General features: G+C 65.1%; 27 protein-coding genes. 22 read left to right on the top strand and 5 right to left on the bottom strand.

The annotated features are described in order from the left end of the window. Window positions 1-50 precede the first annotated feature (50 nt). The 11 genes from uvrB (at window position 51) to HV786_RS06155 (ending at window position 9635) form a co-directional block, all read left to right on the top strand. A complete protein-coding gene (uvrB, locus tag HV786_RS06205) occupies window positions 51-2117 on the top strand; it encodes an excinuclease ABC subunit UvrB (RefSeq protein WP_128828498.1) in 2067 nt (688 codons plus the stop codon). 250 nt (window positions 2118-2367) lie between these two features. Continuing rightward, entirely contained in the window at window positions 2368-2859 is a 492-nt protein-coding gene (locus HV786_RS06200; protein WP_042794076.1) for a low molecular weight protein-tyrosine-phosphatase, read from the top strand. A 192-nt stretch (window positions 2860-3051) separates the two neighbouring features. Beyond that, entirely contained in the window at window positions 3052-3591 is a 540-nt protein-coding gene (iscR, locus tag HV786_RS06195; protein WP_056318865.1) for a Fe-S cluster assembly transcriptional regulator IscR, read from the top strand. A gap of 21 nt (window positions 3592-3612) precedes the next feature. Further along, window positions 3613-4824: an IscS subfamily cysteine desulfurase gene (locus HV786_RS06190; protein ID WP_108696353.1), complete on the top strand. Its 1212-nt coding sequence runs from the start codon at window positions 3613-3615 to the stop codon at window positions 4822-4824. A 33-nt stretch (window positions 4825-4857) separates the two neighbouring features. Next, a complete protein-coding gene (iscU, locus tag HV786_RS06185) occupies window positions 4858-5262 on the top strand; it encodes a Fe-S cluster assembly scaffold IscU (protein ID WP_175210306.1) in 405 nt (134 codons plus the stop codon). A gap of 2 nt (window positions 5263-5264) precedes the next feature. Then, a complete protein-coding gene (iscA, locus tag HV786_RS06180) occupies window positions 5265-5588 on the top strand; it encodes an iron-sulfur cluster assembly protein IscA (RefSeq protein ID WP_056318874.1) in 324 nt (107 codons plus the stop codon). A 3-nt stretch (window positions 5589-5591) separates the two neighbouring features. Next, complete coding sequence (gene hscB, locus HV786_RS06175) at window positions 5592-6104, top strand: Fe-S protein assembly co-chaperone HscB (RefSeq protein ID WP_128828497.1); 513 nt, start codon at window positions 5592-5594, stop codon at window positions 6102-6104. Between the two features lie 71 nt (window positions 6105-6175). Further along, window positions 6176-8038, top strand: a complete 1863-nt coding sequence (hscA, locus tag HV786_RS06170; protein ID WP_175210304.1) for a Fe-S protein assembly chaperone HscA — start codon at window positions 6176-6178, stop codon at window positions 8036-8038. 9 nt (window positions 8039-8047) lie between these two features. Further along, window positions 8048-8389, top strand: a complete 342-nt coding sequence (fdx, locus tag HV786_RS06165; protein WP_056318881.1) for an ISC system 2Fe-2S type ferredoxin — start codon at window positions 8048-8050, stop codon at window positions 8387-8389. Beyond that, window positions 8389-8583, top strand: a complete 195-nt coding sequence (gene iscX, locus HV786_RS06160) for a Fe-S cluster assembly protein IscX (protein ID WP_063955637.1) — start codon at window positions 8389-8391, stop codon at window positions 8581-8583. Before fdx ends, iscX begins: the two co-directional genes overlap by 1 nt. Before the next feature lie 167 nt (window positions 8584-8750). Then, on the top strand, window positions 8751-9635 hold the full coding sequence (locus HV786_RS06155) for a methylglyoxal synthase (protein WP_128828495.1): 885 nt from the start codon (window positions 8751-8753) through the stop codon (window positions 9633-9635). Window positions 9636-9638: 3 nt separating this feature from the next. Here the strand turns inward: HV786_RS06155 and HV786_RS06150 are convergent, their stop codons facing one another. After that, window positions 9639-10580 carry a LysR family transcriptional regulator gene (locus HV786_RS06150; RefSeq protein WP_252870171.1) on the bottom strand — a complete coding sequence of 314 codons (942 nt, stop codon included), beginning with the start codon at window positions 10578-10580 and terminating at the stop codon, window positions 9639-9641. A 125-nt stretch (window positions 10581-10705) separates the two neighbouring features. Between HV786_RS06150 and HV786_RS06145 the strand changes: the two genes are divergently transcribed. From HV786_RS06145 to HV786_RS06135, 3 genes are read left to right on the top strand one after another with little or no spacing between them, the layout of a single operon-like run. Further along, the gene (locus HV786_RS06145; protein WP_175210302.1) at window positions 10706-11680 is read left to right on the top strand and encodes a Bug family tripartite tricarboxylate transporter substrate binding protein; all 975 of its coding nucleotides are present in this window, start codon (window positions 10706-10708) and stop codon (window positions 11678-11680) included. A gap of 20 nt (window positions 11681-11700) precedes the next feature. Further along, window positions 11701-12912, top strand: coding sequence for a CaiB/BaiF CoA transferase family protein (locus tag HV786_RS06140; RefSeq protein WP_128828494.1), 1212 nt, complete (start codon window positions 11701-11703; stop codon window positions 12910-12912). Continuing rightward, on the top strand, window positions 12909-13694 hold the full coding sequence (locus tag HV786_RS06135) for an enoyl-CoA hydratase/isomerase family protein (RefSeq protein ID WP_128828493.1): 786 nt from the start codon (window positions 12909-12911) through the stop codon (window positions 13692-13694). Before HV786_RS06140 ends, HV786_RS06135 begins: the two co-directional genes overlap by 4 nt. A 2-nt stretch (window positions 13695-13696) precedes the next feature. On the opposite strand, the gene HV786_RS06130 is transcribed toward HV786_RS06135, so the two are convergent. Then, window positions 13697-14500 carry an enoyl-CoA hydratase/isomerase family protein gene (locus HV786_RS06130; protein WP_175210301.1) on the bottom strand — a complete coding sequence of 268 codons (804 nt, stop codon included), beginning with the start codon at window positions 14498-14500 and terminating at the stop codon, window positions 13697-13699. A 253-nt stretch (window positions 14501-14753) separates the two neighbouring features. Between HV786_RS06130 and HV786_RS06125 the strand changes: the two genes are divergently transcribed. The 8 genes from HV786_RS06125 to HV786_RS06090 are packed head-to-tail and all read left to right on the top strand — an operon-like array spanning window position 14754 to window position 23253. Beyond that, the gene (locus HV786_RS06125) at window positions 14754-15578 is read left to right on the top strand and encodes an ABC transporter ATP-binding protein (protein WP_056318900.1); all 825 of its coding nucleotides are present in this window, start codon (window positions 14754-14756) and stop codon (window positions 15576-15578) included. Next, window positions 15578-16456: a branched-chain amino acid ABC transporter permease gene (locus tag HV786_RS06120; RefSeq protein WP_128828492.1), complete on the top strand. Its 879-nt coding sequence runs from the start codon at window positions 15578-15580 to the stop codon at window positions 16454-16456. The genes HV786_RS06125 and HV786_RS06120 overlap by 1 nt, the downstream gene beginning before the upstream one ends. Before the next feature lie 3 nt (window positions 16457-16459). Next, window positions 16460-17497 carry a branched-chain amino acid ABC transporter permease gene (locus HV786_RS06115; RefSeq protein WP_128828491.1) on the top strand — a complete coding sequence of 346 codons (1038 nt, stop codon included), beginning with the start codon at window positions 16460-16462 and terminating at the stop codon, window positions 17495-17497. 52 nt (window positions 17498-17549) lie between these two features. After that, window positions 17550-18731: an ABC transporter substrate-binding protein gene (locus tag HV786_RS06110; RefSeq protein WP_056318909.1), complete on the top strand. Its 1182-nt coding sequence runs from the start codon at window positions 17550-17552 to the stop codon at window positions 18729-18731. A 52-nt stretch (window positions 18732-18783) separates the two neighbouring features. Then, the gene (locus tag HV786_RS06105) at window positions 18784-19605 is read left to right on the top strand and encodes an ABC transporter ATP-binding protein (protein ID WP_128828814.1); all 822 of its coding nucleotides are present in this window, start codon (window positions 18784-18786) and stop codon (window positions 19603-19605) included. Next, window positions 19602-21446 carry an AMP-dependent synthetase/ligase gene (locus HV786_RS06100; RefSeq protein WP_128828490.1) on the top strand — a complete coding sequence of 615 codons (1845 nt, stop codon included), beginning with the start codon at window positions 19602-19604 and terminating at the stop codon, window positions 21444-21446. The genes HV786_RS06105 and HV786_RS06100 overlap by 4 nt, the downstream gene beginning before the upstream one ends. Further along, window positions 21443-22597, top strand: coding sequence for a thiolase family protein (locus HV786_RS06095; protein WP_175210299.1), 1155 nt, complete (start codon window positions 21443-21445; stop codon window positions 22595-22597). Before HV786_RS06100 ends, HV786_RS06095 begins: the two co-directional genes overlap by 4 nt. Window positions 22598-22602: 5 nt before the next feature. Beyond that, window positions 22603-23253 carry a TetR/AcrR family transcriptional regulator gene (locus tag HV786_RS06090; protein WP_175210297.1) on the top strand — a complete coding sequence of 217 codons (651 nt, stop codon included), beginning with the start codon at window positions 22603-22605 and terminating at the stop codon, window positions 23251-23253. Here the strand turns inward: HV786_RS06090 and HV786_RS06085 are convergent. Genes HV786_RS06085 through HV786_RS06075 form a run of 3 tightly spaced genes read right to left on the bottom strand, consistent with a single transcriptional unit; the run spans window position 23237 to window position 25862 of the window. After that, window positions 23237-23557, bottom strand: a complete 321-nt coding sequence (locus tag HV786_RS06085; RefSeq protein ID WP_142054757.1) for a preprotein translocase subunit TatB — start codon at window positions 23555-23557, stop codon at window positions 23237-23239. The genes HV786_RS06090 and HV786_RS06085 overlap by 17 nt on opposite strands. A 15-nt stretch (window positions 23558-23572) precedes the next feature. Beyond that, window positions 23573-25096: a lysine--tRNA ligase gene (gene lysS / locus HV786_RS06080; protein ID WP_063955660.1), complete on the bottom strand. Its 1524-nt coding sequence runs from the start codon at window positions 25094-25096 to the stop codon at window positions 23573-23575. Between the two features lie 10 nt (window positions 25097-25106). Beyond that, window positions 25107-25862, bottom strand: coding sequence for an SDR family oxidoreductase (locus HV786_RS06075; protein WP_128828489.1), 756 nt, complete (start codon window positions 25860-25862; stop codon window positions 25107-25109). Between the last annotated feature and the right edge of the window lie 12 nt (window positions 25863-25874).

Below are 25874 nucleotides of genomic sequence, written 5' to 3'. Positions count from 1 at the left end.
CAGTACGAAGTGCTGTGGATAATGGGGGGTTTACCCTGGAACAGTCTAGCATGCCTAAGAGCGCAATAGACCCGAGCGCGGGGGCTCCCGCCGCAGGTCCGGGATTCGTCGATTTCCCTGACAGCCCCTTTCATCTTTACCAACCCTATCCGCCGGCGGGGGACCAGCCCACGGCCATCGCAGGGCTGACCCAGGGTGTCGAAGACGGCCTCATGTACCAGACGCTTCTGGGGGTGACCGGGTCGGGCAAGACCTACACCATGGCCAACGTCATTGCGCGCATGGGCCGCCCGGCGCTGGTGCTTGCGCCCAACAAGACGCTGGCCGCGCAGCTCTACGCCGAAATGCGCGAGTTCTTCCCGAAGAATGCGGTCGAGTATTTCGTTTCTTACTACGACTACTACCAGCCCGAGGCCTACGTGCCGACGCGCGATCTGTTCATTGAGAAGGATTCGTCTATCAATGAACACATCGAGCAGATGCGGCTGTCGGCCACCAAGAGCCTGCTCGAGCGCCGTGACACGATCATCGTGGGCACGGTGTCGTGCATTTACGGTATCGGCAACCCCGGCGACTATCACGCGATGGTGCTGATCCTGCGCTCCGGCGATCAGATCGCCCGGCGCGAGATTCTCGCGCGTCTGGTTGCCATGCAGTACACCCGCAACGATGCGGAGTTCACGCGTGGGGTGTTCCGCGTGCGCGGCGAGACCATCGATATCTTCCCGGCGGAAAGCGCCGAGCTCGCATTGCGCGTGACGTTGTTCGACGACGAAATCGAAAGCCTGGAATTGTTTGACCCACTGACGGGCCGTATCCGCCAGAAGCTGCCGCGCTTCACCGTCTATCCCGGTTCGCACTATGTGACGCCGCGCGACACCGTGCTGCGGGCCATCGAAACCATCAAGGAAGAACTGCGCGAACGCGTCAAGCGCTTCGTCGACGACGGCCATCTGGTCGAGGCGCAGCGTCTGGAGCAGCGTACCCGCTTCGATCTGGAAATGCTGCAGGAGCTGGGATTCTGCAAGGGCATCGAGAACTACTCGCGCCATCTGTCAGGCGCCGCGCCGGGTGAGCCGCCGCCGACCTTGATCGACTACCTGCCGTCCGACGCGCTGATGTTCATCGATGAAAGCCACGTGACCATCGGCCAGCTCAGCGCCATGTATCGCGGAGACCGGTCGCGCAAGGAGACGCTGGTGCAGTACGGCTTTCGTCTGCCGTCGGCGTTGGACAACCGCCCGCTCAAGCTCGAAGAGTTCGAAGCGCGGATGCGCCAATGCGTGTTCGTTTCGGCAACGCCGGCCGCGTACGAACAAGAACATGCGGACAACGTCGTGGAGCAGGTGGTGCGCCCCACGGGGCTGGTCGATCCGCTCGTGCAGGTGCTGCCCGCCCGCACGCAGGTGGACGATCTGCTCGGACAGATCAAGGCGCGTGTCACGCAAGGAGATCGCGTGCTTGTCACGACGCTCACCAAGCGCATGGCCGAAGACCTGACCGACTTCCTGAGCGAGCATGGCGTGAAGGTGCGCTACCTGCACTCCGACATCGATACGGTCGAGCGCGTCGAAATCCTGCGCGACTTGCGTCTGGGCACGTTCGACGTGCTGGTGGGCATCAACCTGCTGCGCGAAGGGCTGGACATTCCCGAAGTGTCGCTCGTGGCCATCCTGGATGCCGACAAGGAAGGCTTTCTGCGTTCGGAGCGCAGCCTGATCCAGACCATCGGCCGCGCGGCGCGCAACCTCAATGGTCACGCGATCCTCTATGCCGACCGGATCACGGACTCGATGAAGCGCGCCATGGATGAAACCGCCCGCCGGCGCACCAAACAGCTGCAATTCAACCTTGACAACGGCATCACCGCTCGCGGTGTGCAGAAGGCAGTGCGCGAGTTGATCGACGGCATCGTGGCGCCCGCCCAGCACGACACGCTGGAGGCCGCAGTGCCCGCCGAACTGCTGAAGGACGAAAAGGCGCTGGCGCGCGAGATCAAGCGTCTGGAAAAGCTGATGATGGATCACGCGCGCAACCTCGAATTCGAGCAGGCGGCCGCGGCGCGGGATTCGCTCAATGCGCTCAAGCAGCGGGTGCTGCTCGACGGGGCGGTGTAGGGGCTATATATGTTTCAGTTCATGTCCGTACGCTTACTGTATCCTGAATAGCTGCAAAAAGTGGTGCGTTGCAATCATGGTGTAACCATTCGGGAATTTTGCGCGGTTTGCATCTCAATGGTTACCTCAATATAAGCTTGCAAGCCCATGATTTTGTTGTGGTTATGCCGGCCTCTGATTTGCGCTGCGTCAATTGCGCGGGCGCAAAAAAAGCTTGCCTTATCTCGGGTTTTCCCGCACACTTGCTTCCATGATGACCAAGGTACTTTTCGTTTGCATGGGCAATATCTGTCGCTCGCCGAGCGCAGAGGGCGTGTTTCGCCATTTGGTGAATGACGCGGGTTTGAGCGATGTCGTTCGCATCGACTCCGCGGGCACGCACGCGTTTCATATTGGCGAGGCGCCTGATGCCCGGGCGCAGGCTGCAGCTCGCAAGCGCGGCTACGAGATCACTCACTGCGAGGCGCGTCAGGTCACCGCGGAAGACTTCCGTGACTTCGATCTTATCCTCGCCATGGACTGGGACAATCTGTCCGCCATGCAGCAGCAATGCCCCAAGGCATACCAGCACAAGCTGATGCTGCTGATGCGCTTCGCCAATGAATTCGAAGAAGCCACCGTGCCTGATCCTTACTACGGCGGCGCCGACGGCTTCGGCAAGGTTCTGGATTACCTGGAAGATGCCTGTCAGGGCGTCCTCGAATTGGTTCGCAAGCGCGCTACCCAGTACCAGGCTGCCTGATTGCATGGTCGTGGAGCCGCTCGCAGAGCGGCTCTTCAGGTATAAGGCAGTGAAAAACCGCGCAGATGCGCGGTTTTTTGTAGCCCGGAGCCATACCAAATTAGTCGGGAATAGGCTATACTTGAGCCAATTACTCGGGTATTGACCGCTGGATTCGCTGGCGGCCACTGCCGGAATCACAGGGAATTCACCATGCGGCTAACTACCAAAGGGCGTTTCGCCGTGACTGCCATGATCGACCTGGCTATGCGGCAGCATAGCGGTCCGGTCACTCTTGCGGCCATCAGCCAGCGTCAGAATATTTCGCTTTCGTATCTTGAACAGCTTTTCGGCAAGCTCCGCCGTCACGAGCTCGTGGACAGTGTCCGCGGCCCGGGCGGCGGTTATTCGCTTGCGCGTCTGGCGCGCAATGTGACGGTCGCGGACATCATCTTCGCCGTCGACGAACCGCTGGATGCGACCAGCTGTGGTGGCAAGCGGGACTGTACGAGCGGCAACGACGGCAAGCCGGGCAAGTGCATGACGCACGAACTCTGGGCGACGTTGAATCGCAAGATGGTGGATTACCTGGATTCGGTGTCCCTGCAGGATCTCGTTGATCAGCAGCGTGTGCGCCAACTGCAGGAAGCCACCAATCAAGCGCAGGCCTGCGCAGTGCGTGTGAACCGGGTGGGAGGCGCTACGGCCGCCAACGCCCCGACCACGACTGTGGCTGCCAACGCCACCGTATAAGAAGCATCAGGAGTTGTAGAAATGACCACCCGTCCGATCTATCTGGATTATTCGGCCACGACGCCTGTCGACCCCCGTGTCGTCGACGCCATGGTGCCCTGGCTGTACGAAAACTTTGGCAACCCGGCCTCGCGCAGCCACGCGTTTGGCTGGGAGTCCGAAGAGGCCGTCGAACGCGCTCGCGAAGAAGTCGCCAAGCTGGTCAATGCCGACCCGCGCGAAATCGTCTGGACCTCCGGCGCCACCGAATCCAACAACCTGGCCATCAAGGGCGCCGCGAACTTCTACGCCGAACGCGGCAAGCACATCATCACGGTCAAGACTGAGCACAAGGCTGTGCTCGACACCTGTCGTGAACTGGAACGCCAAGGCTTCGAAGTCACATACTTGAACGTCAAGGACAACGGCCTGATCGACCTGGATGTGTTCAAGGCTGCGCTGCGCCCTGACACCGTGCTGGTGTCGGTGATGATGGTGAACAACGAAATCGGCGTGATCCAGGACGTGGAAGCGCTGGGCGAAATCTGCCGCGAAAAGGGCATCATCTTCCATGTGGACGCCGCTCAGGCGACCGGCAAGGTGGAAATCGATCTGCAAAAGCTGAAGGTCGACTTGATGTCGTTCTCGGCCCACAAGACTTACGGCCCGAAGGGCATCGGTGCGCTGTATGTGCGCCGCAAGCCGCGTATCCGCATCGAAGCGCAGATGCACGGCGGTGGCCATGAGCGCGGTTTCCGCTCAGGCACGCTGGCAACGCACCAGATCGTCGGCATGGGCGAAGCGTTCCGTCTGGCCCGCGAAGAAATGGGCACCGAGAACGAGCGCATCCGCATGCTGCGCGACCGCCTCTGGAAGGGGCTGTCGGAAATCGAAGAGGTCTACCTCAACGGCGACATGGACCAGCGCGTGCCGCACAACCTGAACGTCAGCTTCAATTACGTCGAAGGCGAGTCCCTGATCATGGCGATCAAGGAACTGGCGGTGTCCAGCGGTTCGGCCTGCACCTCGGCCAGCCTGGAGCCCTCGTACGTGCTGCGCGCTCTTGGCCGCAACGATGAGTTGGCGCACAGCTCGATCCGTTTCACGCTGGGTCGTTTCACGACCGAAAAGGAAGTGGATTTTGCGGTCGAACTGATCAAGAGCCGGGTTGGCAAGCTGCGCGATATGTCGCCGCTGTGGGAAATGGCCAAGGAAGGCATCGACTTGAACACCGTGCAGTGGGCCGCGCACTAAGCGCCCGCGCCTCGAAATACGTGGAGAATTAACATGTCTTACAGCACCAAAGTTCTGGATCACTACGAAAATCCCCGCAACGTCGGTTCGTTCGACAAGTCGGACGACTCGGTGGGCACCGGCATGGTCGGCGCGCCGGCCTGTGGCGACGTCATGAAGCTGCAGATCAAGGTGAACGAAGCCGGCGTGATCGAAGACGCGCGCTTCAAGACCTACGGCTGTGGCTCGGCCATCGCGTCCAGCTCGCTCGTGACCGAATGGGTCAAGGGCAAGACGCTGGATCAAGCGATGAGCATCCGCAACACGCAGATCGCCGAAGAGTTGGCCCTGCCGCCGGTGAAGGTGCACTGTTCCATTCTGGCCGAAGACGCGATCAAGGCCGCGGTGCAGAACTACAAAGAAAAGCATTCGGCCACTGCCGAAGCTGTGGCGGGCTGATCATGTCCGTTACCCTGACCCAACAGGCTGCCACCCATATCGGCCGCTACTTGCAGAAGCGCGGAAAGGGTATCGGCTTGCGGCTCGGCGTTAGGACGACGGGCTGTTCCGGCATGGCCTACAAGTTGGAGTATGTCGACGAAGTCGAGGCGGAAGATGTTGTCTTCGAGAGTTTTGGCGTGAAGGTCTTCATTGACCCCAAGAGCCTTTCCTATCTCGATGGCACGGAGCTGGACTACGCCCGCGAAGGTCTGAACGAAGGCTTCAAGTTCCGCAACCCCAACGAGAAGGCGACCTGCGGCTGCGGCGAGTCGTTCACGGTGTAAGTCTTGGCTGGTGACGATCACTTCAGCCTGTTTGGCTTGCCGGCACGATTCGACCTGGACGGCCAGGCGCTTGAACACGCCTGGCGCAGCGTCGCCGCGAAGGTTCACCCCGACCGGTTCGCGACGGCCAGCCCTGCGGAGCGGCGCGTGGCGATGCAGTGGGCCGCCCGCGCCAACGAGGCATATCGCGAGTTGAAGGATCCGCTGCTGCGGGCGCGCTACCTGTGCGAGCAGGCGGGCGTGGACCTACAGACGGAAAGCAACACGTCCATGGACGCGGCCTTTCTGATGCAGCAGATGACCTGGCGCGAGATGCTGGATGATGCGCGCGATGACGCCGGCTTGCTGGAAACGCTGCAAGCCGAGCTGGACGCGGCGCGCGCCGAGATGCGAGCCACGCTGACGCGCCTCTTGGATGAGGAGCGCGATTACGCGGCCGCCGGGCGCAAGGTGCGGGAATGGATGTTCGTGGAAAAGCTGGCGCAGGAGCTGGCCAACGTGCAGCCCGCGGGATAGCCAACGGCGCGCTGGGGCGTACCAGACACGGGCGCCTGCACGGCGCGGCCTACTGACCAGAAAAAAGAATCATGGCCTTATTGCAGATATCCGAGCCCGGCGAATCGCCCGCGCCGCACCAGCGCAAGCTGGCGGTCGGGATTGACCTGGGCACCACTAATTCGCTGGTTGCTGCCGTGCGCAGCAGCGTTGCCGAAGTGCTGCCTGACGCGCAAGGCCATGCCTTGCTGCCGTCGGCGGTGCGTTATTTTCCTGGCGGCAAGGTCACGACCGGCCGTGAGCCCCTGGCCCAGCAAGCCGAGGATCCACTGAACACGGTCGTGTCCGTGAAGCGTTTCATGGGCCGGTCGCTGGAAGAGGCGCGCGCGACGCGTGCGCCGTACGAATTTGTGGATGCCCCCGGCATGGTGCGGATCCGCACGGCGCAGGGCGATTTGAGCCCGGTCGAGGTCTCCGCACAGATTCTGGCGGTGCTGCGCCAGCGCGCCGAAGACGTGCTCGGCGACGAACTGGTGGGCGCGGTCATTACCGTGCCCGCGTATTTTGATGACGCACAGCGCCAGGCCACGCGCGACGCCGCGCGCTTGGCGGGCCTGAACGTTCTGCGCCTCTTGAATGAGCCGACCGCGGCCGCGATTGCCTACGGCCTGGATAATGCTGCCGAGGGTGTATACGCGGTTTATGACCTGGGCGGCGGCACGTTCGATATCTCCATCCTGCGCCTGACGCAGGGTGTGTTTGAGGTGATCTCCACGGGCGGCGATACGGCGCTTGGCGGCGACGACTTCGATGTCCTGATCGCGGACCACGCCGTGGCGAGGCTGGGCTTGGGCGAGCTGTCGCCCGCCGAGCGCCGGGGCTTGCTGATGGCCGCGCGCGCCGCGCGTGAAACGCTGTCGGATTCCGACGTGACGAGCCTGAAGCTGACGCTGTCGGGCGGACGCGACGTCGCGCTGACGCTGACCCGTGACGAATTCGAATCCCTGGCTCAGCCGCTGATCGAGCGCACGCTGGACACGGCGCGCCGCGCGCTGCGCGATGCGGCGCTCAAGCCGGCCGACGTGCGCGGCGTGGTGATGGTGGGCGGCGCCACGCGCATGCCCGTCGTGCGCGCTGCCGTGGCCAAGGTGTTTGGCACGGAGCCGTTGACTGATCTGGATCCCGACCAAGTGGTGGCGCTGGGCGCCGCGCTGCAGGCCAATCTGCTGGCGGGCAATCGCGCGCCGGGCGAGGACTGGCTGCTGCTGGACGTGATCCCGCTGTCGCTGGGTCTGGAAACGATGGGCGGCCTGGTCGAACGCATCATCCCGCGCAACAGCACCATTCCGGTCGCCCGCGCGCAGGAATTCACGACCTTCAAGGATGGCCAGACGGCCATGAGCATCCACGTGGTGCAGGGCGAACGCGATCTGGTGTCGGATTCCCGTTCGTTGGCGCGCTTTGAACTGCGCGGCATTCCGCCCATGGTGGCCGGCGCGGCGCGTATCCGTGTGACCTTCCAGGTGGACGCGGACGGCCTGCTGAGCGTCACCGCGCGCGAGCAAAGCCAGGGCGTCGAGGCGATGGTGTCGGTCAAACCGTCGTACGGCTTGTCCGACGACGAGATCGCCAAGATGCTGGCCGACAGCGTGGCGCAGGCCGACACCGATGCGAAGGCGCGCATGTTGCGCGAGCAGCAGGTGGATGCGCGTCAGCTGGTGGAATCGGTGCAGGCCGCGCTGGCCGTCGACGGCGACCTGCTGGACCCGGACGAACGCAAGCGCGTGGATGAATGCCTGCAAGGGGCCATCGCTGCGCAGCAGGCGCAGGACGTGGACACCGTGACGCAAGCCGTGCAGGCCCTGTCGGCCGCGACTGATGAGTTCGCCGCGCGCCGCATGGACCGCAGTATCCGCGCCGCGCTTGCCGGCCGCAAACTTGACGAAATCGCCTGATAAGAAGTTATGCCGAAACTGACTGTATTGCCTCATCCCGACTACTGTCCCGAAGGCGCGGTGATCGAAGACGCGCCCAAGGGCGTGTCGATCTGCCGTGTGCTGCTGGATAACCACATCGATATCGAGCACGCCTGCGAATTGTCGTGCGCCTGCACGACCTGTCATGTGGTGGTCAAGCAAGGGTATTCGTCGCTGGAAGACGCAACGGACGACGAGGAAGACCTGCTGGACAAGGCCTGGGGCCTGACCCCGACCTCGCGGCTGTCGTGCCAGGCGCTGGTAAGCGATGCCGACCTGACGGTCGAGATTCCGAAGTACACGATCAATCACGCCAAAGAGGGCCATTGATGAAGTGGACCGACACCTACGAGATTGCCGCCGCGCTGTACGACGCGCATCCTGACGTTGACCCCAAGGCGCTGCGCTTTACGCAGTTGCGCGACTGGGTCATGGCTTTGCCGGGCTTTACCGACGATCCCGCGCACTGTGGCGAGAAGATTCTGGAGGCCATCCAGATGGCCTGGATCGACGAAGCCGACTGAACGTGATTTGCCTAGAACGCTCCCTTTCCGGGAGCGTTTTTTTTGGGGCGCGGCAGCGCCGTGCCGTTGGCCGGCGATGGTCTGCCGCCGTGTTTGACATGCCGGCGTCGCGCAGGCCACGGTATCATCGGGGATCCGTTTGTTGTCCTTTCCAGCCGAGTCTACCGATGCCCGCTGCCCAATTGCGTTTTGGCCTGGCCGCCAATCGTTTGCACCACGAAACCCCCGATGCCGCCTTGTTCACCTGGCTGCGTTCGTGCTCGTCCACCATCCGCGAGCTGGGCGTGCAGTTGCACACGGTGGGGCGCACCCATGATGCGATCGTGCGCGAGGGCATGCTGCAGGGTTACTCCGGCCTGATCCGCTACCCGTACGGCCGCGAGGGCGGCCTGATGAAGCTGGTGGCGCGCGTGACCGAAGGCCGCGATGGCCAGGCGCCGTTCGACGGCGCGATCTACCTGATCGATCCCGTGGATCCGTCCTCGATTTTTCCGGAGGCGCTTGCGCTCAAGCGGCAGTGCATCACGCACGGCCGGCCTTTCATTTCGACGCTGGCCGGCGCCATCGAGTGGATGGAGGTCGAACGCATTCACGCGGGGCTGGCGCCGGACGCGTCCGTGTCGCGCCATTTCAATTTCTCGGGTCAGACGCTGGCGATGATCGCCCACGATGCGCTCAAGGACGAAATGGTGGCCTTTGCCAGCGAGCACTTCGATGTGCTGTCCCGGTTTGCGCGGCGCGTGGCCACGGGCACGACGGGCGGTCGCCTGAACGAGCTGGCCTGGTCGCGCGGTTGGCCCAAGGATACGCCGTGGGTTCACCGTTACCTCAGCGGCCCGCTGGGTGGCGATGCGCAGATTGCCGAATTGGTGCTGGAGCACCAATGCCAGCGCGTCATCTTCTTTGAAGATCCGCACGTCGCGCGCCAGCACGAGGCCGACATCCAGTTGCTGGAACGCGCGGTGCGCGTGGTGACCGAGTCCGCCACCTGCGCCACGTCTCCCACCGTCGCGCGCCGTTGGGCGCAAGCCGTCGAAAGGCGCGGCATCTGACCGCTACATGCGCGTCGCGGCCGGGCCAGCGCTGGTGATGATGCGGGCGACGCGGTCCGCGACGGCCGCCGCCGCCATCGATAGCGGCAATACATCCGAACGGCACAGAAAGACGGGACGCGTCAGCCTGGGCCTGGCGATCCGGCGCAGCACGACCAGGCCGCGTGCGGCTTCCTGGCGGACGGCCTCGTAGGACAGGATCGTACTGGCCACGCCGGCCTGCGCCAGCTCGATGAGCTGCGGAATGGCGTTGGCCTCGGCAATGATTCGGAATTGCACCTGTTCGCGCTGCTGATATTGGTCGAGCAGCCGGCGCAGGCTGTGCGGATTGCCTGGCAACACCAGCGGCAACGCCGACAACGCGCGCAGGGTGATGGACGGTAGCCCAGCGAGGTCCGATGCCGCTCGCTTGCTGGGCTTTGCCGCGGGCGGCGACACCACCACCAGCTCTTCCTCGATCAGATGCTGAAAACGAAGGTCGACCGACGCTTCGTCGCTGAACGTGAGCCCCAGGTCGGCGTGCCCCGAGCTGACAAAGCCGGGAATGTAGCCGGTGCTGGATTCGATGATCTTCAGATAAACACCCGGCCATTGGGCGAGGGAAAAGCGCAGGAGCGGCACGGTCAGCAGCTTGGCCATCGACATCGACATTGCCAGCGATACCGTTCCGCGCGGGGCGTTGATGTCTTCGCGCACGTCTGCGCGCGCCGCGTCGATACGGCCAAGGATTTCGCGCGCATGCGCCAGCAGCCGTGAACCTGCGGCGGTGGGCGTGACGCCACGCGCGCTGCGATGCAGCAGCACGACGCCCAGATCTTCCTCGAGGTTGCGGATCAGCAGGCTGAGCGCCGGTTGGGCGACGTGCAGCGCGGCGGCCGCACGGCTGATCGAACCTGTTGAAACCACGGCGACGAAACACTGCATCGCACGGATGGACATGGACATGGGACGGCTCCGGACGGCACGGGCCATCATGTTTTTGTTATGGCCCGCATATTTAAACGGTATTTCTAATATAGCAATCCGCTTTCCATAATGAGCGTCGTCCAAGAAGAATCACAGGAGACAACATGACGCTCAACAAACTATTCGCTGCCTGCCTTGCTTCGGCGGCGCTGTCGGCCCCCGCGTTTGCGGATGCTTGGCCCGCCAAGCCCATCACGCTGGTTGTGCCATTTTCGGCGGGCGGGCCGACCGATTTCATCGCGCGCCTGGTGGCCGAGCCGCTGGCGCGCGAACTGGGCCAGCAGGTCATCGTGCAGAACAAGCCGGGCGCGAGCGGGAACGTGGGCTATCAGAGCGTGCTCAATGGCCCTGCCGACGGCTACACGCTCATGCACAACACGGTGGCCATGCAGGCCATCAATCCGTTGATGTATCCCAGCGCAAAGATGCACCCGCTGAAAGACTTCGTGCCGGTCGGCACGACGGGCGCCATGCCGAACCTGCTGGTCGTCAACCCCGAGCGCACGCCCGTCAAGACGCTGGCTGAGCTGGTGGAGCGCGGGCGCAGCGCGCCGCACGGCTTGAGCTACGCCACGTTTGGTCCGGGCAGCTCGCCGCACGTGTATGGCGCCTCGCTGCAGAAGCTTGCCAATTTTCAGGCCGTGGGCGTGGCTTACAAGGGCAGCGCCAACGCCGTGACGGACGTGATCGGCGGTCAGGTCGATTTTCTGTTCGACAGCATGTCCACCAGCATCGGCCAGGTGCAAGGCGGCCGGCTCAAGGCGTTGGCGATCACGTCGGCGGCGCGTTCGCCGCTGTTGCCGGACGTGCCGACGTTGAAGGAGGCGGGCTATCCCGCCTTGGATCTGAAATTCTGGTTCGCGCTGCAGACGCCCGCCGGCACGCCGGATGACGTGGTGCAGAAACTGCGTGCCGCCGTCGCGAAGGTGGTGGCCAGCGACGCTTACCGCCAGGCCATGCAGGAGCGGGGCGCCGAGGCCCTTCAGGTGGCGCCGGCCAAGCTGGACGAGTTCTTCAAGCAGGAAACCGCGCGATGGACGCAGGCGGCGAAGACGATCGGGTTGAAGGCGGAGCAGTGAACATGGAAGGCGGACATCGCATGACTCCATTGAAGAACATCACGGTCCTGGATCTGAGCAAGGTGCTGGCCGGACCGTTGTGCGGGCAGTATCTGGGCGAACTGGGGGCGTGCGTGATCAAGGTCGAGCCGGTGGGCACCGGCGACGACACGCGCGCGTGGCTGCCGCAGGAGGCCGGCGAATCCGCGACGTTTCTGGCCGTCAATCACAACAAGCGCAGCCTCGCGGTGGACCTGAAGACCGAAGCGGGGCGGGCGGTGGTCCATCGCCTGGCCGGCCAGGCCGATGTTGTGCTGCAGGGGTTTGGCGGCAAGACCGCGGCGCGCCTGGGCGTGGATTACGAGACGCTAAGCCGCCTCAATCCGCGTCTCGTGTATTGCGAGATTTCGGGCTACGGCCGTGAAGGGCCGATGGGCGACGAGCCGGGCTACGACGTCATGCTGCAGGCCTTCAGCGGCATGATCAGCACAATGGGCGAGCCGGATGGCAATTTTGCGCGCGCCAGCTTTTCGCCGGTGGATCTGGGCACGGGGTCGTTTGCGCTGAGCGGCATTCTGGCGGCGCTGCTCGAGCGCGGGCAGACGGGCAAGGGGCAATACCTGGATGTGTCGCTGCTGGACACGTCGCTGGGTCTGATGTCATACATGGCGCAGAATTATTGGCGCACTGGGAAAGTGCCGCGCCGGATGGGCACAGGCCATCCCGCCATGTGTCCGTACCAGGCGTTTCGCGCGTCCGATGGCGACCTCATGCTGGGTGTGGGCAATGACGCGCAGTGGCAGCGCTTCTGCGCTGCGGCGGGGTTGCAGGAATATGTGAACGATCCGGCGTTTGCGACCAATGCCGAGCGAGTCCGCAACTTTCAAGCGACCGTAGCCTTGGTGCAGTCGCGCATCGAAACGCGGTCTGTGGCGCAATGGCTGGCATTGCTCAAGCCGAACGGGATCGCGTGTTCCGCGATCCATACGCTGGACCAGGCGTTGGCGCATCCGCAGGTCGCGGCCCGCGAACTGATCGTGACGAGCGAGCATCCGGCGCTTGGCGAAGTGCGCAATATAGGCGTGCCCGTGCGTTTTGGGCGGCAGCCGCGCAAGGCCGCGCGGCCCGCGCCGCTGTTGGGCGAGCACAGCCGCGAAATCCTGGCGGAGCTGGGCTTTGAAGCAAGCGAGATTGCCGCGATGCTGGCCAGCGGCAGCGTGCAGCAGCACCCCTTCGATAAAGGAACGGCATGAATCCGGTGCGTTACGAAGTCCGCGATGGCATTGCGGAAATCCAGCTTTGTCATGCGCCCGTCAACGCGCTGGACGTGGGTGTGCTGGACGCGCTGATTGGAGCGCTGGAAAAGGCGAATGCGGATGCGGGCGTGCGGGCGGTGCTGCTGGCCAGCAGCCTGCCCGGGCGATTCTGCGCCGGGCTGGACATGAAGCAGCTGCTGCAAAGCCCGCCCGCGCGTGTGCGGGAGTTGCTGACCCGGCTCTACATCAAGCTGTATGACGCGCAGTTCAATCTGACTAAACCATCGATTTCGGTCGTGTCTGGCGCCGTGCGCGGCGGCGGCATGACGGTGGCGATTTCCAGTGACATGATCGTGGCCGCCGACAGCGCGACGTTTGGCTACCCGGAGATCGACGTGGGCGTGCTGCCCGCCATTCATTACGTGCATCTGCCGGCGGTGGTGGGCAAGCATCGGGCGTTCGATCTGCTCTTTACCGGCCGCACGTTCAGTGCAGGCGAGGCGCAGGCAATGGGGCTGGTGTCGCGTGTCGCCGCCGAGGCAGAACTGCTGGACGAGGCGCGCACGCTGGCTCGGTCGCTGGCGCAGAAGCCGCCAGAGGTCCTGGCGATGGGCCGGCGCGCGTTCGTGTACAGCAACGACAACGAGTATCGGCGCCGGGTGGCCACGGCAGTGGAAGTGTTCTGCAACGCCGCGGCCACGCCCGAGGCGCGCGAAGGCTTGAGCGCCTTCGTGCAGAAGCGGGCGCCCGACTGGGCCAGCGTCGGCGAATCGCGCTAGTGCTATTGGCCGGTGAAACGCGGCGGCCGTTTTTCGCGGAACGCCGCCACGCCTTCGGCAAAATCGGCGTGTGCGGCCGACTGCAGGAAGCGCGCCGTTTCCTCGGCCAGCTGGGCTTCCAGCGGCGCGTGCGCGGCGCTGCGCAGCAATGCCTTGGCGCCAGCAATGCCGTGTGGCGCGTGGCGGGCGATGTCCTGGGCATAAGCTTGCCCCGCGGCAGCGAGTTCGCTGGCGGGCGCGGTGCGCGTGATGATGCCCCAGGCCTGCGCCTCGTCGGCCGTGAAGGCGTCATGACGCAAGAGGAGATCGAGTGCGCGCTTGGGGCCGACGGCGCGCATGAGGCCATGCGTCATGCCGGCGTCGGGCGTCGCGCCGAGCTTCAGGTAGGCCGTCATGAAGCGCGCGCCCGCATCGGCGATGGCGAGGTCGCAGGCCAGGACGAGCGACAGGCCGGCGCCCGCCGCCACGCCGTGAACCTGCGCGAGCCACACCTTGTCCATGCGCGGGATGCGCGCAATGAACGCATTCAGTGGCGTGAACAGGTCCGACAGCGTGGCGCGCACCGCGTCGGGCTCGCCCGTGAACATGCCGATGTCCCCGCCCGCGCAGAATGCCTTGCCCGTGCCGCGCAGCAGCACGACGCGCACCGCGTCACGCGTGTCGAGCCATTGCGCGGCGCGCAAGAGGTCGCACGCCATGGCCACGTCGATGGCATTGAGCGCGTCCGCGCGATTGAGCGTGAGCGTGGCGACGGGGCCTTCGGTCTCCATCAACAGCGTCTGGAACTTCGGTGGTTCCTGGGTCATGGCGAGTCTCCGTTGTCGGGTAAATACCAACTGTCGATCAAAAAACCGCGATGCTATGTTCTGAACCAAGCGCTTGCTTGGTTGGGTTTTGAGCACGCTTAGCGTAACGCATAGAACGATTTTCCGGCGCTGTACTGGCGAAGGTAAAGACAGGTTCGTTGCATCTCCTGCCTCGCAGGGCCGCCAGGTTCACCGTCGTAAAAAATGTCCGCCCCAGGCGGCAAAATAACTTCGCATCAAAGCGGGGAGACAAATGGTGGATCAGTCCGACAGGCCTGCCTTGTTGCAGGCCGATGGCGTGACGCTGGCGTTTGGCGGCGTCAAGGCGCTTACCGACGTGGGCTTTCGCGTGGAGCAGGGCTCCATCACCACGGTCATCGGCCCGAACGGCGCCGGCAAGACCTCGCTGTTCAACACGATCTCCGGTTTCTACAAGCCCGCGGCGGGACGGATCCACTTCGAGGGCCGCGACATCACACGCATGCACGCGCCCGATCGCGCCAAGCTGGGTCTGGCGCGCAGCTTCCAGAACATTGCGCTGTTTCGCGGCATGACGGTGCTGGACAACATCAAGCTGGGCCGCCACGCGCATCTGCGCACCAACGTGCTGGATGCGCTTTTTTACCTGGGCCGCGCGCGCCGCGAGGAGATGGCGCTGCGGGCGGACATCGAAGAACGCATCATCGATTTTCTGGAAATCGACCACATCCGCCACGCGCCGGTTGCGGCGCTGTCGTATGGGCTGCAGAAGCGGGTTGAGCTGGCGCGGGCGCTGGCGATGCAGCCCAAGGTGCTGATGCTGGACGAGCCCGTGGCGGGCATGAACCGCGAAGAGACCGACGACATGGCGCGCTTCATCCTGGATGCGCGCGCCGAGTGGGGCGTGACGGTGCTGATGGTGGAGCACGACATGGGCATGGTGATGGACCTGTCCGATCACGTCGTGGTGCTGAACTTCGGGCAGGTGATTGCCCACGGCACGCCGGCGCAGGTGCAGTCCAATCCGGAAGTCATCAAGGCGTATCTGGGCGCGGGCGACGTGGGCGATTTGCGGCGGCGGCTGCGGGAGGCAGCCTGATGGACTGGCTGTTCTTCCTGGAGGTGTCGCTGGCGGGACTGGGCAGCGGCGGCCTGTATGCGTTGGCCGCGCTGGCGTTCGTGATCGTCTACAAGGCGACCCGCGTGGTGAACATCGCCATTGGCGAATTCCTGATGCTGGGCGCGTACGTGTTCTATGCGTTCGCATCGGGGATGGAGTGGCCGATCTGGCTGGCCATCGCGGGCGCGGTCGTGGTGTCGAGCGCGCTGGGCGCCGTCGTCGAGCGGCTGACCATACGACCGATGCTGGGCGAATCGCCGATCTCGGTCTTCATGATTACCGTGGGGCTGGCGTCGATACTGGTCGGCGCGGTTGAGCTTATCTGGACGGCGGACCAGCGGCGCCTGCCGGAATTCATGCCGCGCGCGCCAGTCATGGTGGGCGAGGCGTTCGTGGCGCCCAAGGTGTTCTACGGCTTCTGGGTGGCGGTGGTGCTGGCGCTTTTGGTGCTGGTGGTGTTTCGCTACTGGCGCGGCGGCGTGGCGCTGCGTGCGACGGCGTCGGACCAGGGCGCGGCCTATGCAATGGGCATCAATGTGCCGCGCGTGTTTTCGCTGGCGTGGGTGACGGCGGGCGCCATCGCGGCGGTGTCCGGCGTGATCGTGGGCGCGATCGGCGGGATCTCGTCGTCGATGGGCGTGTTCGGGCTGTCGGTGCTGGTGGTGGTCATCGTGGGCGGCCTGGACAGCGTCGCGGGCGCGCTGGTCGGCGGCATCTTCATCGGCCTGCTGGAGGCCTGGGCGGGCGCCTATCTGGGCGGCGAGTACAAGCTGCTGGCCACGTTCGTCGTGCTGGTCGTAGTGCTGATGGCCAGGCCCTACGGTCTGTTCGGCACCCGTGAAATCGAGAGGCTCTGATCCATGCGTATCGCGACCGCCAAACAGACCTACCTGGCCGACGAGGCGCTTTTCGACACGCGCACGCAGCACGTGTGGCTGGCGCTGCTGGCGGCCTCGCTGGTGCTGTTTCCCTTCGTGGCCAATGCCTATTGGCTTTATCTTGCGTGCCTGGTCGCGATCAACATCGCCAGCGCGACGGGGCTGAACATCCTGACCGGCTACACCGGATTGGTCAGCCTGGGGCAGGCGGCGTTCATGGGCCTTGGCGCGTACACGGTCGCAGTCATGGAGCTGCACTTGGGCACGCCGGTCCTGGTGAATCTGCTGGCGGGCGGCGTGGTGGCGATGATGGGTGGGCTGCTGGTGGGTATTCCCTCGCTGCGGGTGAAGGGACTGTACCTGGCGATCTCGACGATTGCCGCGTCGTTCATCGCGCACTTCATCTTCGCGAACTGGCAATTCACGGGCGGCACCTCGGGATTGCAGGTGCCGCCCGCGCGCATCCTGGGGCTGGACCTGGATACGTCCTTCAAGATCTATTGGCTGATCGTGCCCGTGACCGTGCTGATGGTGCTGGGCGCGGCGAATCTGTTTCGCACGCGCATCGGCCGCGCGTTCATCGCGATCCGCGACCGCGACATTTCCGCCGAGGTACTGGGCATCCGCCTGCTGCGCTACAAGCTGCTGTCGTTCGGGCTGTCCTCGTTCTATGCCGGCGTGGCGGGCGGTCTGTGGGCGTATTTTTTCCGTGTGGTCACGCCCGAGAGCTTTCCGCTCATCATGTCGATCTTCTTTCTGGCGGCGATCATTGTGGGCGGCATGGGCTCGATCCTGGGATCCATCCTGGGCGCGCTTTTCATGACGATGGTGCCGGAGTTTCTGAAGCTTGTTGTCGGCTGGCTGCCCGTGGGCGGCGACGCGCTGCGGCTGATCTCACCGGTGCGCACCATCGTTTTCGGCCTGCTGATCGTGGGCTTTCTGATCTTCGAGCCGCACGGGCTCGCGGAAATCTGGCGGCGCGTGCGCCGATTCTTTCACCTCTGGCCTTTCCGTACGTAGCGCGATGCGTGCGGCGTGACGGCGGCCACCCATAAGACCCAGGAGACAAACCATGAAGCGCATCCGGATAGGCAGCGGTTTATCGAGGTTGTTGGCCCCGTTGGGCCTGGCGGCGGCATTGGCGGCGGCGCCCGCGGCGCAGGCTGCCGAGGACCTGGTGCTGGGCGGCTCGATTCCCTTGAGTGGCGTGTTTGCCTTTGCCGGGCAGGGCATCCACGCCGGGATCACGGACTACGTGAAGATCATCAACGACCAGGGCGGCATCAAGGGCCGCAAGCTGCGCTACGTACCCGAGGACACGGCCTACAAGGTGGATGCGTCGGTGGCGGCGTTCAAGAAGATCACCAGCCAGAACAAGGTCAACTTCTACTACGGCGATTCGACCGGCTTTTCCAAGACCATCAATGCCGAGCTGAACCGCACGGGCGACATCCTGATGACGGGCGCGTCCTTCGCGACCGAGCTGAACGATCCGGCCAAGTATCCCGCCCAGTTCATGCTGGGGCCCGACTACACCGAGATGTTCGGCATTCTGCTGCGTTATATCGCCAAGGAGCAGCCGGGCGCCAAGGTGGCGTTCGTGTATTCGGACACCGAGTTCGGACGCGATCCGATCGCCAGTTCGCGCGCGGTGGCCGAAAAGCTGGGCCTGAAGGTGGCCACCGAGATCATGACGCCGCCGGGCAGCGTGGACGTGTCGACCGAGGTCATCAAGCTGCGCCGCGCCGACCCTGACTTCACCATTTTCCACGGCTATGTGCTGGCGCCAATTCCCGAGTTTGTGGGGCAGGGCAAGCGCATGGGCCTGAAGACGCGCTACATGGGCACGTTCTGGACGATGGACAACTCGACCGTGATGCAGATGGGCGAGGACGCCGAGGGCTTCATGGGCGTGATGCCGTACCGCTACTACTACGACCAGGCCGCCGACGCGCCGATGCTCAAGAAGATCCGCGAAATGCGGCCGCAGTATCAGAGCACGGGCTATATGCAGGGATTCCTGGCCGCCATGCTTTTTTCGGAAGTCGCCAAGCGCACGCTGGACGCGGGCAAGGAGCTGACCGCCGCCAATATGAAGGCCTCTTTGGATGGCATCAAGGATTTCGATACGGGCGGGCTGATCGGCGTGCCGATCACCATCAAGGGCAACTCCATTCCGGTGGGCCGGATCTACCGCGCGGACGTCAAGCAAAAGCAGATGGTGCCGGCGTCCGACTGGATCGTGCTCAAGTGAGGCTGCCGTGAACCAGGGACAGGACGTGGCAGGACAGGGCGTTCGTTCAGGCATGAACGCCGCCGCGCCGCCCAAGGCGGTGCTCGACATCAACAACATCGAGGTCGTCTACAACAAGGCGGTGCAGGTGCTGCGCGGCTTGTCCCTGTCGGTGCCGGCCGGCAGCATCGTCGCGCTGCTGGGCAGCAACGGGGCGGGCAAATCCACCACGCTCAAGGCGGTGTCCGGTCTCCTGGACCTGGAGGACGGGGAACTGGTGCGCGGCCAGATCGTGTTCGCTGGCGGCGACACGGCGGGCATCAAGCCGCAGAACCTGGTGCGGTCGGGCCTGGCGCACGTGATGGAAGGGCGCCGTGTGTTCGAAGACCTGACCGTCGAAGAAAACCTGGTGGCGGCAACCTATGCGCTGACCGGACGGCCCGCCGCGCGCGCGGACTTCGAACTGGTCTACGGCTACTTTCCGCGGCTTTTCGAGCGGCGGCGCGGACTGGCCGGCTATCTGTCCGGCGGGGAACAGCAGATGCTGGCCATCGGCCGCGCGCTGATTGCGCAGCCGACGTTGATGCTGCTGGACGAGCCATCGCTGGGCCTGTCGCCCATGCTGGTCGAGAGCATATTTTCGATCATCGCGCGCATCAATATCGAACAGGGGGTGTCGATGCTGCTGGTGGAGCAGAACGCTTCGGTTGCGCTGGCGGTGGCGCATTACGGCTACATCATGGAGACCGGCAAGGTGGTGATCGACGGTTCGGCCGAAAAGCTGGCGGCGGACCCCGACGTGCGCGAGTTCTATCTGGGCGTGGGCGGATCGGGCGAGGCCCGGGGCTTTCGCGACATCAAGCACTACAAGCGCCGCAAGCGCTGGCTGTCATGATGGACGCGCACAGGGATCCGGGCGCCTGGCCTGAACTGACGTTGCCGCAGATGCTGCGCGAGCAGGCGCGCCGCCAGCCGTCGGCGGTTGCCATCCGGCAAAAGGACTTTGGCATCTGGAAGCCGCTGACCTGGGACCAGTACTGGCAGCGCGCATGCCGCGTGGGGCTGGGAGTGCGCGCGCTGGGGCTCAGCGCGGGCGGCCGGGTCGCGATCGTCTCGGACAACAGGGTGGAGTGGCTGCTGACGCAGATGGGGGCGTGCGCGGCCGGCGGTGTGGCGGTGGGCGTCTATTCGACCAGCCCGGCCGAAGAAATGGGCTACGTGCTGGCGCATGCGGACGTCGAACTGGTGGTGTGCGAAGACCAGGAGCAGACCGACAAGGTGCTGCACGTGGCGGACCGGCTGCCGAATTTGCGCCGCATCGTGGTCATTGAAACGAAGGGGCTGCGCGCGTACGGCGCGGCGGATCGGGCGCGCATCGTGACCTTTGCCGAAGTCGAGGCCGATGGCGGCCAGCGCGAAGCCGTGGAGCTGGCCGCGCTGAATACGATGCTGGACGGGCAGCGCCTGGACGACACCGGGCTGATGATCTACACGTCGGGTTCCACCGGCAAGCCCAAGGGTGCGATGCTGAGCTACCGCAACATGCGCGGCGTGGCGCCGGGCATCGCCGATCGCCTGTCGATGGATGCATCCAGCGTGCACCTGTCTTATCTGCCGCTGTGTCACGTTGCCGAGCAGATGCTGTCCACGTTCGTGCCCATCTACCTGGGCACGCAGGTGAATTTTGGCGAGTCGCTGCGCACCGTGCAGGAGGACCTGCGCGAAGTCGCGCCGACGATTTTCCTGGGGGTGCCGCGCATCTGGGAAAAACTGCACGCCGCGATCTCGATCAAGATGCAGGAGGCCGGCCGGTTGCAGCAGTGGCTTTACCGCAAGTCGCTGGCGCAATGCGCGCCGTTTCTGGAGAAATCCCCCGCGCAGTATCGCGTGGGCGAGCGGTTGACGCATTGGCTGTGGTACTGGCTGGTGCTGCGCGCGCTGCAGAATTTCATTGGCCTGCGTCGTGTGCGGGTGGCAATGACAGGCGCCGCGCCGATTCCGCCGGACGTGGTGCGCTACTTTCGCACGCTGGGCGTGCCGCTGATCGAGGTGTATGGCCTGACGGAGTCGGCGGGGATGATCTTCGGACAGCATCCGGACCGCGTGAAGGTGGGCACGGTGGGCGAGCCGATCCTGGGCGTGGAGTGGCGTATCGGAGAGTCCGGCGAACTGCTGGTGCGTGGCGACATGGTGTTCCAGGGCTACTACAAGAACCCGGAGGCGACCGCGGACACCGTGCGTGACGGCTGGCTGCACACGGGCGACGTCGTGGCGCAGGAAGACGGGCGCGTGCGCATCGTGGACCGGCTCAAGGACATCATGATCACGGCGGGGGGCAAGAACCTGACGCCGTCCGAGATCGAGAACGCGGTCAAGGGCAGTCCGTATGTGAAAGAGTGCATCGTCATCGCCGACGGCAGGAAGTACGTGACGGCGTTGATCCAGCTGGAGTTCGACACCGTGGGCAAATGGGCCGAATCGCGCCGCATCGCGTTCACGCATTTCCGGTCGCTTGCGGAATGCCCGCAGGTGCGCGAACTGGTCCAGCAGGAGGTCACGCGCGCCAACGCCGGGCTTGCGCCCGTCTCGCAGATCAAGCGCTTTCATCTGCTGACCAAGGAACTGGACCACGACGATGGCGAAGTGACTGCAACGATGAAGGTGCGGCGCGCCAGCATCTACCGCGCCTACGCCAACGAAATCGAATCGCTCTATGTTGAGGAGACGACGGCATGAACCAAGCCGTGATCCTGGATGCCGTGCGCACGCCGTTCGGGCGTCGCGGCGGATGGTGGGCCGAGACCCGCCCCGACACGCTGCTGGCGGACACCGTGCACGCGCTGCTGGCGCGCGCGGGCCTGCCGGGCGACAAGGTTGAGGACCTGATCGCCGGCTGCGTCAGCCAGGCGGGCGAGCAGGGCGCCAACATCGGCAGGCTGGCGGCGATGCTGGCCGGGCTGCCCGAGAGCGTGCCGGGGGTGGCGTTGAACCGCATGTGCGGGTCCAGCCAGCAGGCCGTGCATTTTGGCGCGCAGGCCATCGCCGCGGGCGACATGCGCTACGTGGTCGCCGGCGGCGTCGAGAGCATGAGCCGCGTGCCGATGTTCCTGGACGTGACGCTGGGCCAAAGCGAATTCCGGGGATTCGAATCGCTGAACCCGGCGTTGCTGGCGCGTTATCCGCTGATTCACCAGATCGAGAGCGCCGAGCGCATCGCCAGCCAATGGGGGCTGTCGCAGGCCGACATGGACGCGTGGGCGCGCGAGAGTCACGCGCGCGCGTGGGCGGCGGCCAGCGCGGGGCTGCATGCCGAGTTGCTGCCGGGCCCGGCGCAAGCCGCGCGCCGCGACGAAGGCATCCGCGAAACGACGGACGCCGCCCGGATGGCGGCCATGGCGCCGGCGATGCGCGCGCCGGGCGAGGGCGGCGTGACGGCGGCCAATGCCAGCCAGCTTGCCGATGGCGCGGCGGCGGTGCTGCTGGGCGACAAGGACGCGGCGCTGGCCGATGGCTTGCGGCCACGGGCGCGCTTCCTGGCGCGCGTGGTGGTGGGTTCGGACCCCGTCATGCAGCTGACGGGCGTGATCCCCGCGGCGCAGCAGGCGTTGGCGCGTGCGGGCCTGGCGCTGGAGGACATCGACTGGATAGAGATCAACGAGGCCTTTGCAAGCGTGGTGCTGGCCTGGCAGCGCGAACTGGGCGCGGACCTGACGCGCGTGAACCCGTGGGGCGGCGCGATTGCGCATGGCCATCCGCTGGGCGCCACGGGCGCGGGCCTGATGGCCAAGATGCTGGCGGGGCTGGAGGCGACCGAAGGCGAGCTGGGCATGCAGCTCATGTGCATCGGCCACGGCATGGCGACCGCGACCATCATCCAGAGGGTTTGACCTGCATGGACAAGACCGGGACGGCTGCGTCGCGGGACGAGGGCGCGGAGACGCAACGGCGCCGGGAACTGGTCCTGGCGGCCGGCCGGCTCTTCAGCAAGCGCGGTTATGAGCGCACGACGGTGAGAGAGCTGGCCAAGGCGGTGGGGTTGCAGTCGGGCAGCCTGTTCCACCATTTCCGCAGCAAGGAAGAGATTCTGGTTGCCGTGATGAACAACGGCATCCAGGAAGTGATCGACCTGGGCGAGAAGGCGCTGGACTGCTATGCCGTGCCGGCAGACCGGCTGGCGGCGCTGTTTCGCGTGCATATGTGGAGCATGCTGCACGGCGCGGGCGGGGATGCGATGAACGCGCTGGTGTATGAATGGCGCAGCCTGTCGGCGTCCAGCCAGGCGTCGGTCAAGGTGCTGAGCGACCGCTACGAGGCGATGTGGCAGTCCGTGGTGGCGGGGGCGGTGCAGGCGGGGTTGCTGCGGGGCGATGCGCGCGTCATCAAGCGATGCGTGCTGGGCGCGATGAACTTGACGGTGCAATGGTACAAGCCGGGCGGGCGGCTGGCCCCCGCTGCGTTCATCGATGCCATGTTGCAGGCGGCGTTGCCGGCGCTGCCCGCGGGTGCGGGCAGGTGGCCCGTGGAGCCTAGCCGCGCCGCTTGATGAAGGCGCCGACGGCGCAGGCGACCGACAGCGCCAGCAGCGAAGCCGCGACGGGCAAGAGGAAATCGGCTTCGCCGTGATAACCGCCGCCCGTGACGCCGCCAGCCACGCCGCCCATCCAGAGCAAGGCGGTAAGGATCGCGGCGATGAGCGAGATGGCGGTGGCCACGCACAAGGCAATGAACGCCGGCCGACGCACGGGGGCGGACCGGTAGGGCGTGCCCGGCTGGACGCGGCGGGGTTGCTTGATCCAGTAGACCAGCCCCGCCACGACCAGCAGCAGCATCAGGATCTTGAAGATCATGACGCGCACCGTCGATCAGTCTTCACGGCGCAGGTGCGGGAAGAGGATGACGTCGCGGATGCTCGGGCTGTCGGTCAGCAGCATGACCAGGCGGTCGATGCCGATGCCGCAGCCGCCCGTCGGGGGCATGCCGTATTCCAGGGCACGGATGTAGTCCGCGTCGTAGAACATGGCTTCCTCGTCGCCGGCGTCCTTGGCTTCGACCTGCGAGCGGAAGCGCTCGGCCTGGTCTTCGGGGTCGTTCAGCTCGGAGAAGCCGTTGGCGATCTCGCGGCCGGTCATGAAGAGCTCGAAGCGCTCGGTGATGCCTTCGCGGGTATCGGAGGCGCGCGCCAACGGCGAGACTTCGACCGGGTAGTCGATGATGTAGGTGGGGTTCCAGAGCTTGGCTTCGGCGGTCTCTTCGAAGAGCGCCAGTTGCAGCGCGCCCAGGCCGGCGCGCGACAGCACGGGGCCGTCTGCGTCGGCGCCCAGCTTTTTCAGTTCGGCGCGCACGAAGGCCGGATCATCGAGCTGAGCCTGGGTGTAGCCGTCCGTGTACTTGAGGATGGCTTCGCAGATGGTCAGGCGGTCGAAGGGCTTGGACAGGTCCAGTTCGCGTTCCTGGTAGGTCAGGACGGCGCTGCCGGTGGCCGAGATGGCGGCCTGGCGGATCAGCTCTTCGGTGAAGTCCATGAGCCAGCGGTAGTCCGCGAAGGCTGCGTAGAACTCCATCATCGTGAATTCGGGGTTGTGCCGCGGGCTCACGCCTTCGTTGCGGAAGTTGCGGTTGACTTCGAACACACGTTCGAAGCCGCCGACGATCAGGCGCTTGAGGTAGAGCTCGGGCGCGATGCGCAGGAACATTTCCATGTCCAGCGCGTTGTGATGCGTGACGAAGGGCTTGGCCGCCGCGCCGCCCGGGATCGGGTGCAGCATGGGCGTTTCGACTTCGAGGAAGCCCGCGTTCAGCATGAACTGGCGGATGCTGCCCACGGCCTTGCTGCGCGCCTCGAAGGTGCGGCGCGTGGCGTCGGTCATGATGAGGTCGACATAGCGCTGGCGGTAGCGCAGTTCCTGGTCGGCAACGCCGTGGAACTTGTCGGGCAGGGGGCGCAGCGACTTGGACAAGAGGCGCGCCGAGGCGGCGTGCACCGACAGTTCGCCCTTGTTGGTCTTGAAGACCGACCCTTCGATCGCGATGATGTCGCCGATGTCCCACTGCTTGAACGCGGCGTAGGCGTCTTCGCCGAGCGTGCCGCGGTCCAGGTAGATCTGGATGCGGCCGGTGCTGTCCTGCAGCGTGGCGAAGCTGGCCTTGCCCATGACGCGCTTGAGCATCATGCGGCCGGCGACCTTGACGTTGACCGCGGCGGCGGCCAGGGCTTCCTGCTCCTGGCCGTCGTACTTGTCATGCAAAGCCGCGGCGCGGGCGTCCGGGACGAAATCGTTGGGGTACGCGACCCCGGCTTCGCGCAGTTTGGCCAGCTTGGCGCGCCGTTCGGCGATCAAGCGGTTTTCATCCTGGGCGGGAGCCGGAGTGGTCGAGTGGTCGGTCATGGTCGGGGGATCAGTCGTAATTGCGGATGTCGTCGATTTCGGTCGTGCCGAAATCTTCGCGATCCAGGTAGGCGAGGATGCGGGAGGCTACGTTGGCGGGCGAGGACAGCTTGCCGGTGGCATGGAAGTCCTGGAACTTGGCCAGCGCCGGGAAGCTTTCGGGGTCGCTTGCGCGGATGGCGGCCTGCATGTCGGTGTCGACGATGCCGGGGGCCAGCGCGACGATGCGGGCGCCGTCAGCGCCTTGTTCCTGCTTGACGACGCGGGCGTGCATGTCGAGGGCAGCCTTGGTGGCGCAGTACACGCCCCAGCCGGCGTTGGGATTGCGGCCCGCGCCGGAGGAGATGTTCAGGATGCGGCGGTCGGCCTTGATGTCAGCGACGGCGGCGAGGAACCGCGCCGTGAGCAGCATGACGGCGGTGACGTTCAGGTTGAAGGCGGCGGTGATGGCCGCGCCGTCGGTGAGTTCGTCGGTGCGCGCCACCGGATGCACCGTGCCCGCGTTGTTGATCAGCAGATAGCGTTTGGCATCGCGCGGCAGCGCGGCGCAGATGCGTTCGGCCGCGGATTCGGCCGCTTTCAGGTCCGAGAGGTCCACGGACAGTTGTTCCAACTGCACATCCTGCGAGCGCGCGTGGGCGGCGAGCTCGGGGTCTTCGCGGCGCGCCAGGGTAATCAGGCGGGTGCCGGGTTTGACCAGGCCGCGCGCCATGGCGGCGCCGATGCCGCGCGAAGCGCCGGTGAGAATAGCAATGGTGTCGGACATTCGTGGACCTCT

It is taken from the genome of Achromobacter mucicolens (assembly GCF_902859725.1).
Taxonomy (GTDB): Bacteria; Pseudomonadota; Gammaproteobacteria; order Burkholderiales; family Burkholderiaceae_B; genus Achromobacter; species Achromobacter mucicolens.
The sequence above is the reverse complement of the archived record's forward strand: the minus strand, read 5'-3'. Positions and strand labels throughout refer to the sequence as shown.

Bases quoted from the DNA above. Each gene is read 5' to 3' on its own strand.
- HV786_RS06190 (WP_108696353.1), top strand. From the start codon at position 3,613: ATGACCACCCGTCCGATCTATCTGGATTATTCGGCCACGACGCCTGTC.
- HV786_RS06155 (WP_128828495.1), top strand. From the start codon at position 8,751: ATGCCCGCTGCCCAATTGCGTTTTGGCCTGGCCGCCAATCGTTTGCAC.
- fdx (WP_056318881.1), top strand. From the start codon at position 8,048: ATGCCGAAACTGACTGTATTGCCTCATCCCGACTACTGTCCCGAAGGC.
- HV786_RS06150 (WP_252870171.1), bottom strand. From the start codon at position 10,580: ATGTCCATGTCCATCCGTGCGATGCAGTGTTTCGTCGCCGTGGTTTCA.
- HV786_RS06100 (WP_128828490.1), top strand. From the start codon at position 19,602: ATGATGGACGCGCACAGGGATCCGGGCGCCTGGCCTGAACTGACGTTG.
- HV786_RS06145 (WP_175210302.1), top strand. From the start codon at position 10,706: ATGACGCTCAACAAACTATTCGCTGCCTGCCTTGCTTCGGCGGCGCTG.
- lysS (WP_063955660.1), bottom strand. From the start codon at position 25,096: ATGACCGACCACTCGACCACTCCGGCTCCCGCCCAGGATGAAAACCGC.
- HV786_RS06120 (WP_128828492.1), top strand. From the start codon at position 15,578: ATGGACTGGCTGTTCTTCCTGGAGGTGTCGCTGGCGGGACTGGGCAGC.
- HV786_RS06090 (WP_175210297.1), top strand. From the start codon at position 22,603: ATGGACAAGACCGGGACGGCTGCGTCGCGGGACGAGGGCGCGGAGACG.
- iscU (WP_175210306.1), top strand. From the start codon at position 4,858: ATGTCTTACAGCACCAAAGTTCTGGATCACTACGAAAATCCCCGCAAC.
- uvrB (WP_128828498.1), top strand. From the start codon at position 51: ATGCCTAAGAGCGCAATAGACCCGAGCGCGGGGGCTCCCGCCGCAGGT.
- iscR (WP_056318865.1), top strand. From the start codon at position 3,052: ATGCGGCTAACTACCAAAGGGCGTTTCGCCGTGACTGCCATGATCGAC.
- HV786_RS06140 (WP_128828494.1), top strand. From the start codon at position 11,701: ATGACTCCATTGAAGAACATCACGGTCCTGGATCTGAGCAAGGTGCTG.
- HV786_RS06125 (WP_056318900.1), top strand. From the start codon at position 14,754: ATGGTGGATCAGTCCGACAGGCCTGCCTTGTTGCAGGCCGATGGCGTG.
- iscX (WP_063955637.1), top strand. From the start codon at position 8,389: ATGAAGTGGACCGACACCTACGAGATTGCCGCCGCGCTGTACGACGCG.
- HV786_RS06085 (WP_142054757.1), bottom strand. From the start codon at position 23,557: ATGATCTTCAAGATCCTGATGCTGCTGCTGGTCGTGGCGGGGCTGGTC.
- HV786_RS06130 (WP_175210301.1), bottom strand. From the start codon at position 14,500: ATGACCCAGGAACCACCGAAGTTCCAGACGCTGTTGATGGAGACCGAA.
- HV786_RS06105 (WP_128828814.1), top strand. From the start codon at position 18,784: ATGAACGCCGCCGCGCCGCCCAAGGCGGTGCTCGACATCAACAACATC.
- HV786_RS06110 (WP_056318909.1), top strand. From the start codon at position 17,550: ATGAAGCGCATCCGGATAGGCAGCGGTTTATCGAGGTTGTTGGCCCCG.
- HV786_RS06135 (WP_128828493.1), top strand. From the start codon at position 12,909: ATGAATCCGGTGCGTTACGAAGTCCGCGATGGCATTGCGGAAATCCAG.
- iscA (WP_056318874.1), top strand. From the start codon at position 5,265: ATGTCCGTTACCCTGACCCAACAGGCTGCCACCCATATCGGCCGCTAC.
- HV786_RS06115 (WP_128828491.1), top strand. From the start codon at position 16,460: ATGCGTATCGCGACCGCCAAACAGACCTACCTGGCCGACGAGGCGCTT.
- HV786_RS06075 (WP_128828489.1), bottom strand. From the start codon at position 25,862: ATGTCCGACACCATTGCTATTCTCACCGGCGCTTCGCGCGGCATCGGC.
- HV786_RS06095 (WP_175210299.1), top strand. From the start codon at position 21,443: ATGAACCAAGCCGTGATCCTGGATGCCGTGCGCACGCCGTTCGGGCGT.
- HV786_RS06200 (WP_042794076.1), top strand. From the start codon at position 2,368: ATGATGACCAAGGTACTTTTCGTTTGCATGGGCAATATCTGTCGCTCG.
- hscA (WP_175210304.1), top strand. From the start codon at position 6,176: ATGGCCTTATTGCAGATATCCGAGCCCGGCGAATCGCCCGCGCCGCAC.